The 9661-nt window shown below is 65.2% G+C and carries 11 protein-coding genes; 4 read left to right on the top strand and 7 right to left on the bottom strand.

Annotated features, from left to right (window positions below):
- The coding region (locus B4A72_RS13740) for an acyl-CoA dehydrogenase family protein (RefSeq protein ID WP_292978848.1) at positions 1-775 on the top strand (775 nt) is incomplete at its 5' end.
- A gap of 88 nt (positions 776-863) precedes the next feature.
- Here B4A72_RS13740 and B4A72_RS13735 read toward each other — a convergent pair.
- The 5 genes from B4A72_RS13735 to B4A72_RS13715 are packed head-to-tail and all read right to left on the bottom strand — an operon-like array spanning position 864 to position 4843.
- A complete protein-coding gene (locus B4A72_RS13735) occupies positions 864-1703 on the bottom strand; it encodes a ferredoxin--NADP reductase (protein ID WP_292953444.1) in 840 nt (279 codons plus the stop codon).
- A 52-nt stretch (positions 1704-1755) separates the two neighbouring features.
- On the bottom strand, positions 1756-2142 hold the full coding sequence (locus B4A72_RS13730) for a DUF934 domain-containing protein (RefSeq protein WP_292953447.1): 387 nt from the start codon (positions 2140-2142) through the stop codon (positions 1756-1758).
- Positions 2139-2870 (bottom strand): phosphoadenylyl-sulfate reductase, encoded by a 732-nt coding sequence (locus tag B4A72_RS13725; protein ID WP_292953450.1) that lies wholly within the window; start codon positions 2868-2870, stop codon positions 2139-2141. Before B4A72_RS13725 ends, B4A72_RS13730 begins: the two co-directional genes overlap by 4 nt.
- Entirely contained in the window at positions 2863-4521 is a 1659-nt protein-coding gene (locus B4A72_RS13720; RefSeq protein WP_292953453.1) for a nitrite/sulfite reductase, read from the bottom strand. The genes B4A72_RS13725 and B4A72_RS13720 overlap by 8 nt, the downstream gene beginning before the upstream one ends.
- Positions 4514-4843, bottom strand: coding sequence for a DUF2849 domain-containing protein (locus B4A72_RS13715; RefSeq protein WP_292953456.1), 330 nt, complete (start codon positions 4841-4843; stop codon positions 4514-4516). Before B4A72_RS13715 ends, B4A72_RS13720 begins: the two co-directional genes overlap by 8 nt.
- A 100-nt stretch (positions 4844-4943) precedes the next feature.
- Between B4A72_RS13715 and B4A72_RS13710 the strand changes: the two genes are divergently transcribed.
- Genes B4A72_RS13710 through B4A72_RS13700 form a run of 3 tightly spaced genes read left to right on the top strand, consistent with a single transcriptional unit; the run spans position 4944 to position 6824 of the window.
- Positions 4944-5447 (top strand): Lrp/AsnC family transcriptional regulator, encoded by a 504-nt coding sequence (locus B4A72_RS13710; RefSeq protein WP_292953459.1) that lies wholly within the window; start codon positions 4944-4946, stop codon positions 5445-5447.
- A 37-nt stretch (positions 5448-5484) separates the two neighbouring features.
- Positions 5485-5796: a hypothetical protein gene (locus B4A72_RS13705; protein WP_292978846.1), complete on the top strand. Its 312-nt coding sequence runs from the start codon at positions 5485-5487 to the stop codon at positions 5794-5796.
- On the top strand, positions 5796-6824 hold the full coding sequence (locus B4A72_RS13700) for a hypothetical protein (RefSeq protein WP_292953465.1): 1029 nt from the start codon (positions 5796-5798) through the stop codon (positions 6822-6824). Before B4A72_RS13705 ends, B4A72_RS13700 begins: the two co-directional genes overlap by 1 nt.
- Positions 6825-6827: 3 nt before the next feature.
- Here B4A72_RS13700 and mgrA read toward each other — a convergent pair whose 3' ends face one another.
- The gene (mgrA, locus tag B4A72_RS13695; RefSeq protein ID WP_292953468.1) at positions 6828-7865 is read right to left on the bottom strand and encodes an L-glyceraldehyde 3-phosphate reductase; all 1038 of its coding nucleotides are present in this window, start codon (positions 7863-7865) and stop codon (positions 6828-6830) included.
- A 136-nt stretch (positions 7866-8001) separates the two neighbouring features.
- Positions 8002-9661, bottom strand: a 1660-nt coding sequence (locus B4A72_RS13690; protein ID WP_292978844.1) for an isoleucine--tRNA ligase, incomplete at its 5' end; no start/stop codon positions are given.

Here is a 9661-nt window from a genome sequence, read left to right as displayed (position 1 = left end):
CCTGACCGAACCCGATGCGGGCTCGGATCCGGGGGGCATGAAGACGGTCGCGAAGAAGACCGATGGCGGCTATGTGCTGTCGGGATCGAAGATGTGGATCTCGAATTCGCCCATCGCCGATGTTTTCGTCGTCTGGGCGAAATCGGACGCCCATGGCGGCAAGATCAGGGGATTCGTGCTGGACAGGGGCATGAAGGGGCTGTCGGCGCCCAGGATCGGCGGCAAGCTGTCCCTGCGCGCCTCGATCACCGGCGAAATCGTGATGGATGGCGTCGAGGTGGGCGAGGACGCGCTGCTGCCCGGCGTCGAGGGTCTGAAGGGGCCGTTCGGCTGCCTGAACCGAGCGCGCTATGGCATATCCTGGGGGGTGATGGGCGCGGCCGAGTTCTGCCTTCACGCGGCGCGCCAATACGGGCTGGACCGTCGGCAATTCGGCAAGCCGCTGGCGCAGACGCAACTGCACCAGTTGAAACTGGCCAACATGATGACCGAGATTTCCCTGGGCCTGCAAGCCAGCCTGCGCGTCGGCCGGCTGCTGGATCAGGCGCAGGCCGCCCCCGAGATGATCTCGATCGTCAAGCGCAACAATTGCGGCAAGGCGCTGGAGATTGCGCGGTGGTCGCGCGACATGCATGGCGGCAACGGGATTTCCGAGGAATATCAGGTCATGCGACACATGGCGAACCTGGAAACGGTGAACACCTACGAGGGCACGCACGACATCCACGCGCTGATCCTTGGCCGCGCGATCACCGGGTTGCAGGCGTTCTTCTGATCCGCGTCCCGCGACGGCCGGGGGACATTCTGTCCCCCGGCCCCCCTTGAGGGTATTTGAGCAACAGAGACGCCGCGGAGGCTGCCCCTCAGACACCGTCGCCGACAAAGGCCTTTTCGACCACGAATTCCTTCGGTTCGGAATTGGCGCCCTCGTGCAGGCCGAAGCCTTCCAGCACCGCCTTCACATCGACGTTGAAGGCCAGGCTGCCACAGATCATCGCGCGATCCGTTCCGGGCGAGATCGGCGGCAGGTTCAGATCCTCGAAGACCTTCCCCGAGGTGATGTTGTCGGTGATCCGGCCCATCCGCGGCGATTCCGCGCGGGTGGTCGTGGGGTAGTAAAGCAGTCGATCGGCGAAATCCTCGCCGTAGATTTCGCCCAGAAGCGGATCATTCCTCAGGTCCCCGACCAGCTCGCGGCCATAGGTCAGTTCCTCCGCCGTGCGGCAGGTATGCATCATCACGACCTGCTCGTAGCGCTCGTAGGTTTCGGGATCGCGCATCAGCGAGGCAAAGGGCGCGACGCCGGTGCCGGTGGCCAGAAACCACAGCCGTCTGCCCGGCAGCAATGCGTCGAGGACCAGCGTCCCCACGGGTTTCGGCCGCAGGATGATCTGATCGCCGGGCCGGATATGTTGCAGCCGCGAAGTCAGCGGGCCGTCGGGCACCTTGATGGAATAGAATTCCAGTTCGTCATCCCAGTTGGGCGAGGCGATGGAATAGGCCCGCAGGATCGGCTTGCCGTTATCGCCCGGAAGCCCGATCATCACGAATTCGCCCGAGCGGAAGCGCAGGCTGGCGGGCCGCGTCACGCGGAACGAGAAAAGGCTGTCCGTCCAGTGTTTCACGGCGGTCACGGTCTGCGCGTCGGCAAGCGTCTTGGCAGGTTTCGGGGCAGCATCGGCCACGGTCAGGTCCAGCGTCATGTCTTCTTTCCTGAATGTCTTAAGGGATTTGGCGTCGCGCCGAAAGGCCGGATCAGCCTGCAAGGCGCGCGCGGTGGTCCCAGTCCTTCCAATCGGCGCGGGCCAGCCATTGTTGGGCCGGCTGGCGGGCTGCGATGTCCGGGGCGATCTGCACCTCGTCAAAGCCCACGCGACGGGCCATGGCGTATTGATCCGCGATCAGGCGGCCGGTCGCACGCAGACGCCCGGTGAACCCTATCTCGCGCAGACGGCGACCCAGCGAGAAGCCGCGCCCATCCGAGAATGTCGGAAAATCGACGGCGATCACGGCCCGATGCAGATGATCGACCAGTTCCTCGGGCGTGGTGTCGGGTGCCAGCGTCACCTCGGCGGCGATGTCCAGCGGGTGAAAGCCGTCATCGCGGACGAGGATTTGTTCGCTGTTCAACTGCTCGGTCATGCCGAAACCTTTCCGCGGACCATGCGCCCGCCAATGAAGTGAATGCCGCATTCGGATTTGTCACGGCCGCGCCAACGGCCGGCGCGGGGATCCTCGCCCGGCCCGACGGGCGAGGTGCAGGGCGCGCAACCGATGGACGGATAACCCTTCGAGACAAGCGGATGACGCGGCAGGTTGTTCTCGATCATGTAGTCCTGCACGTCTTCGGGGCGCCAATGGGCCAGCGGGTTGACGCGCAACCGCGACGGGGCCTCGGGTTCGAAAAAGTCCAGGGCGGAACGCTGACCATTCTGGAACCGCTTTCGGCCGGTGATCCATGCGTCGAAACCGGACAGCGCAGCCTCCAGCGGCAGGGACTTGCGGAAATTGCAGCAGGCATCGGGATCGACCTGGTGCAGGGTGCCGTCGGGATCGTGGCGCGCGACCTCGGCGTCGCTGGCGCCGATCACCCGCACATCGGTCAGACCCAGCCGGGCCGAAACCGCGCGCTGATAGTCCAGCGTTTCCGAAAACAGCATCTGCGTATCGATGAACAGGACGGGCAGGCCGGGCGATACGACGCTGATCATGTGCAGCAGGACCACCGATTCCGCCCCGAAGGACGAAACCAGTGCGACCCGCCCCAGATCGGGGTCGGTGACGGCACGGCGCAGAACCTCGGTCGCGGCATGGTGCCGATACCGGTCGTTCAGCCGCCCCGCACGTGTGTCGAGGCCGTGGTCAAGCATCCGCCGTCTCGGGATAGAGCGCGGCCTTGAACGGCACGGGCCCAAGGCGGCGATAGGCGTCGATGAAACGCTCGGTCTCGTCCTCGCGAAGCTCCAGATAGGCGCGCAGCAGGCGGTCGATGGCAGGCACGACCTCTTCGGCAGGAAAACCCGCGCCGGCACGCTGGCCGATGGCCGGAATGTCATAGGCATCGCCGCCCAGCGTGATCTGGTAATTCTCGACGCCCGCGCGGTCCAGTCCCAGGATGCCGATATGGCCCAGGTGGTGGTGGCCGCAGGCATTGATGCAGCCCGAGATGCGGATGTTCAGGTTGCCGATTTCGTTTTCCAGCCCGGCGGCGCGGAAATGATCCGCGATTTCCTCGGCGATGGGGATCGACCGCGCGGTGGCCAGGGTGCAGTAATCCATTCCGGGGCAGGCGATGATATCGCTGGTCAACCCGGCATTGGCCGTGGCCAGCCCGGCCTGGCGCAGGGCCAGATACAGGTCGGGCAGATCGGATTTGTGGACATGGGGCAGCGCGACGTTCTGGTCGTGCATGACCCGCAGATCGGCATGGCCAAAGCGCTCGGCCAGATCGGCCAGCAGGCGCATCTGTCCGGCCGAGGCGTCGCCCGGCGTCTGGCCCGGCGCCTTGAAGGTGACGATCGCGCTGGCATAGCCGTCGACCTTGTGAGCCTTGACGTTGGTGTCGGTCCAGCTGCGGAAGGCCGGATTTGCCTGACGCTGCGCCTCGTAGCCCGCGACCGGCGCGGTGCGGAAGGCCGGCGCGGCGAAGCGGTCGCGAAAGATCGCCAGCGCCTCGCGATCGGCGCCCAGGAAGGCCTGGCGCCGGCGCGCGAATTCCTCCTCGGTCTCGGCCCTGAACACGTCCAGCCCGCGCTCGGCCACGGTGATCTTGACCCGCGCCTTGTATTTGTTGTCGCGCCGGCCGGACAGGTTATAGGTCGCGATGATCGCCTCGATATAGGGCAACAGTTCTTCTTCCGGCAGGAAGTCGCGGATCACCTGGCCCAGAAGCGGCGTCCGGCCCAGTCCGCCGCCCACCCAGACCTCGAAACCGGTCTGGCCGTCGCGCCGGATCAACCGCAATCCGATGTCGTGAGAGGCCACGATGGCGCGATCCTTGGCGCCGCCGGAAATGGCGATCTTGAACTTGCGCGGCAGGAACTGGAATTCGGCATGGTCGGTGGACCAGCTGCGCAGCAATTCAGCATAGGGACGCGGATCGGTCACCTCGTCCGCGGCGGCGCCGGCGAAGGCGTCGGTCGTGACGTTGCGGATCGTGTTGCCCGAAGTCTGGATGGCGTGCATCCCGACCTCGGCAAGCCGGTCCAGCATGTCCGGAATCTCGACCAGCTTGGGCCAATTGAACTGGATGTTCTGGCGCGTGGTCCAGTGGCCATAGCCCTTGTCATAATCCTGCGCCAGATCGGCCAGGACCCGCATCTGGTCGGGACGGATCGTGCCGTAGGGAATCGCCACGCGCAGCATGTAGGCGTGCAATTGCAGATAGACGCCGTTCATCAGCCGCAGCGGCCTGAATTCGTCTTCGGTCAGGCTGCCATCCAGGCGGCGCACGACCTGGTCGCGGAACTGCGCCGCGCGGTGGCGGACGTAATCGGTTTCGACGGGGCGGATGTCAAACATGATTGGCTTCCGACTTTCTGGCTTGAATTCCGTGAACATAGTTGGATGGACCGGTCTGGCGGAACGCCTCGCGGAAATGCACGGGCTCGGGGCCGTTGGGGCCGCGTCTGGCCTCGACCAGATAGGGGCCGACGACCCGATCGGACTGGCCGATCGCCTTCAGCAGGGCCAGTTCGGCGATCGCCTCGTCCTCGTACAGGGTCGCCTGCGCCGGATCGGGGGACCAGCCGGCATCGCTCATCCACACGTTGTGACCTTCGCGCAGGTCGTTTGCGGTGATGACGCCTGGCCTCGCGGCGCTTGGGGTAAAGGCTTTGCTCATGGATTCGGCCCTTTCGTTTTCCTCTCACAATATAGAATTTTGTTCTGGATCTTTGCGATAGGCCGGGGAAAATAAGGACATGCTGCCAGAAGGAAGCCCAATGCCAGAAAAAACGCTTGATAAAGGCGCTTCTACCCGAACGTCCGTCCGCCTGGATGATGTGGATCGGAAAATCCTGTCCCTGCTGCAAGAGGATGCCAGCCTGCCGCTGGATCAGATTGCCGAGCGGGTGGGCGCGTCCAAGACCCCTGTCTGGAACCGGATCCGGAAGCTGCGCGAAGCGGGCGTCATCCGCGGGCAGGTGACGCTGCTGGATCCCGAGGCCCTGGGTCTGGAAGCCTGTTTCTTCGTGCTGATCCGCACCAGCGAACATGACAGGGACTGGGCCGCGCGGTTCCTGCGCGCCCTGCGCGAGCGTCCCGAAGTGATCGAGGCGCACCGGCTGGCGGGCGATATCGACTATATCCTCAAGGTGCAGGTGCGCAACGCGCGGGCCTATGACCGGTTCTATCAGTCGCTGATCGGCGAGGTGAAGATTCACAACGTGACCGCGCTGCTGTCGATGGAAGAGATCAAGACGACCACGGCCCTTCCCATCCCCTGACCGCCGGGATAGGTCTTCGCAAACGGCAAGGAAATCCATGTCCGGCATCGACACGATCTGGCACAATCCGCGATGCTCGACCTCGCATTTCATGTTGCGGGCCCTGCGTGGCGCGGGCATCTCGGTCGTGATGCGGGACGATTGCAAGCAACCCTTGTCCAAGGCCGAACTCGCGGCGGCGCTGACTGTTCTGGCTCTGGCTGCGCGCGATCCGGGATCGGGCGATCCGGCGCCGGCCATGGCCGCCAACCCGGCGGGGACCGGGCGTGCGGCTGACTTCGCGCCCGGCCGGGCCCGCCTGCACCGGCCGCAGCAAGCCGTCCTCGATCCTCTGGCTCGAGCCGCCTGATGACCGGGGCCGCGCGTGACCCGGTTCCCGCCCCTGCTTGTGCGGCGACGCCAAATCTGCTGATCGTCGCGCAGGCCGGACGGCTGGAATACGAGGCGATGATCCTGGCCGCCAGCCTGCGCCATTCGGCACCCGGCTGGACCGGCCGCCTGCTGATCGCCGAGCCGCAGCCCGAGGGCGCGTGGGAAGGCCATGAAACCCTGATCGCGCCCGAAACGCGCGAGGTGCTGGACTGGCTGGGCGCCGAAATCCTGCCCTTCACCGCCCGGCACTTCGGCGCCTCCTATCCTCATGGCAACAAGATCGAGGCGCTGAAAGTGCTGCCCGCCGGCGAGCCGTTCCTGTTTCTGGATACCGATACGCTGATCACCGGCCCGCTGGACCGCGTCGCGTTCGATTTCTCGCGCCCCTCGGCCTCGATGCGGCGCGAGGGCACATGGCCGATACCGCCGATCTACGGCCCCGGCTATCACGGTATCTGGAAATCGCTATATGACCGGTTCGGCCTGGACCTGATGCCAAGCCTCGATCTGTCGCAGCCGGACGAACATTGGGAACGCTATCTCTATTTCAACGCGGGCTGGTTCCATGGCGCGGATCCGGTCGAATTCGGCGCGCGGTTCCGCGACTGGGCGCTGGCGGTGCGCGATGAACCGGGAGACGCGCTGGCCTGCCAGAGCCTCGATCCCTGGCTGGACCAGATCGTGCTGCCGCTGGTCATCCACAGTTTCGGCGGCGGCCGTCCGGGCCCGGACCTCGCCGGGCTCGATGGCGCTGTGACCTGCCATTACCGCAACCTGCCGCTGCTTTACGCCAAGCAATCCGACACCGCTGTCGAGGTGCTGGAAGCCGCGGTCGCGCATCGCCGGATCAAGAAGCGTCTGCGCGAATGGACGCCCGCGAAACGGCTGATCTATCAGGGCAAGGGACGCGAAAAGGTGCGGACCATGTTCGACCGGCGGGCCTTGCCCACGAAGGAGCAGCCGATTCGCAACCAGTTGAGGAAGAAGGGCTGGTGGCTGGTCTGAGCCCTATTCCTCGCCCGCCCCTTCCGAGGACCGCGCCCAGATGTTCACGTCGCCGCCCGCCGACAAGTCGTCGATTCGCGCCAACTCGGCCTCGGTGAAGTCGGTGTTCTGCAACGCGCCCACGCAATCCTCGACTTGGGACGGCCGCGATGCGCCGATCAACGCGCTGGTGACGCGCCCGCCGCGCAGAACCCAGGCAACGGCCATCTGCGCCAGCGACTGCCCGCGTTCGGCCGCCAGATCATTCAGGCCGCGCAGGCGGCGGATCATGTCGTCCGACAGCCAGTCCTGCGACAGCGACTTGCCCTGCGCTGCGCGGCTGTCCTGCGGGATGCCGTTCAGATATTTCTTCGTCAGCATTCCCTGCGCCAGCGGCGTGAAGACGATGCTGCCAATGCCCAGATCGTCCAGCGTTTCCAGCAGACCGTCATTCTCGATCCAGCGGTTCAGCATGTTGTAGCTGGGCTGGTGGATCACGCAGGGGGTGCCCAGATCCTTCAGGATCGCCGCCGCCTCGGCCGTGCGCTGGCTGTTATAGCTGGAAATCCCGGCATAGAGCGCCCGGCCCGACCGCACGATATGGTCCAGCGCGCCCATGGTTTCCTCCAGCGGCGTGTCGGGATCGAAGCGGTGCGAATAGAAGATGTCGACGTAATCCAGGCCCATTCGCCTCAGCGACTGGTCGCAGGAAGCGATCAGCGACTTGCGGCTGCCCCAATCGCCATACGGGCCGTCCCACATCGGATAACCGGCCTTGGAACTGACGATCATCTGATCGCGAAGACCCGCGAAATCCTGACGCCGGATCTCGCCGAACGCCTCTTCCGCGCTTCCCGGCGGCGGCCCGTAATTGTTCGCCAGATCGAAATGGGTGATGCCCAGATCGAAAGCCTTGCGACAGATGTCGCGCTTTGTCTGATGCGGTGTGTCATGGCCGAAATTGTGCCAGAGCCCCAGGCTGATCGCGGGCAGTTTCAGACCCGAGCGCCCGCAGCGGCGATAGGTCATCCGGTCGTAGCGGTGGGAATCGGGTTGATACATCTGGTCTCTCTCCTTTGTCTTGCGGCCCGGCCGCTGCATTCCGCCCGGATCGGACCCGCGGCATCCGGACGAACGATCGCGCGGCGGGATCCGCCCGCGACCGCCAATCCGCGCCAGGGGGCGGCTCGCCTTTCGCTCATGCCCCGTCCAGCACCGCGTCGCAGCGCGCGCATACACCCGCATGGTCATGCGTCCCGACATCGGGCAGAATTTTCCAGCAACGCTGGCATTTCTCGCCCTCGGCGCGTTCGAAGACGACGCCCAGGCCGGGCGCCTCGGCCATGCGGAATGCCTCGTTCGGGGCGGGATCGGCGGTCAGGACCATATCCGAGGTGATGCAGATATCGGCGAAATGCACGGATTTCAGCGCCGCCAGCATCTCGGGATCCTCGACATGGACGACCGGGGCGGCCTCCAGACTGGCGCCGATGGTCTTGTCGGCCCGCCTGATCTCCAGCGCGGCGGTCACGACACGGCGGGCGCGGCGCAGGTGATCCCATTTCGCGGCCAGGGGCTCGTTCAGCCAATCGGCCGGCGTCACGGGGAAGTCGTGCAGATGCACGCTGTCGGCCTCGGACGGGAAGCGCGACAACCAGACATCCTCGGTCGTGAAGGGCAGGATCGGCGCCAGCCATGTCACCAGGCGATGATACAGGATGTCCAGCACCGTCCGGGCCGCACGCCGGCGAATGCTGTCCGGCGCGTCGCAATACAGCGCGTCCTTGCGGATGTCGAAATAGAAGGCCGACAGATCGACGGTGCAGAACTGGAACAGGGTCTGGAACACGCCCTGGAAATCATAGGCGTCATAGCCCCGGCGCACGGCGTGATCCAGCTGCGCCAGCCGGTGCAGCACCCATTGCTCAAGCTCGGGCATCTGGGACGGATCGACCTTTTCCGCCTCGTCGAAACCGTCCAGCGCACCCAGCAGGAATCGCAGCGTGTTGCGCAGCCGGCGATAGCTGTCGGCGGTGCCTTTCAGGATCTCGGGGCCGATGCGGCTGTCGGCGGTGTAATCGACCTGTGCCACCCAGAGCCGCAGGATATCGGCGCCATATTGATCGACCACCTCGGCAGGCACGATCGTGTTTCCCAGCGACTTGGACATCTTCATGCCCTTCTCGTCCAGGGTGAAGCCATGCGTCAACACGCCCTTGTAGGGCGCGCGTCCCCTGGTGGCGCTGGCCTGCAACAGCGAGGACTGAAACCAGCCGCGATGCTGGTCGGTGCCTTCCAGATACAGATCGGCGATGCCATCGGGGCTGCCATCGGCGCGGTCGCGTATGACGAAAGCATGGGTCGAGCCGCTGTCGAACCAGACATCCAGCACGTCCATGACCTGATCGTAATCGTCGGGGTCGGCGACGCCGTCCAGCATCCGGGCCTTGAAGCCTTGGCGATACCAGACATCCGCGCCCTCGGCCTCGAACGCGGCCACGATGCGGTCGTTGACGCGGCTGTCGCGCAGCAGGAAATCGGGCGCATCGGGTTTGGCGCCCGTCTTCACGAAACAGGTCAGCGGCACGCCCCAGGCGCGCTGGCGCGACAGCACCCAGTCCGGCCGGTTCTCGACCATGGAATGGATCCGGTTGCGTCCGGTCTGTGGCGTCCAGGTCACCAGCTTGTCGATGCTGGTCAGCGCGCGGGCACGGATCGAGGCGCCGTATTCGCCCATGCCGTCATCCAGCGGCTTGTCGATGGCGGCGAACCATTGCGGCGTGTTGCGATAGATCAACGGGGCCTTGGACCGCCAGCTATGGGGATAGGAATGCTTGATCTTGCCCTTGGCCAGCAGC

The organism is Paracoccus sp. UBA5162 (assembly GCF_002413585.1).
Classification (GTDB): Bacteria; Pseudomonadota; Alphaproteobacteria; order Rhodobacterales; family Rhodobacteraceae; genus Paracoccus.
This window is presented reverse-complemented; position numbering and strand designations above follow the sequence as displayed.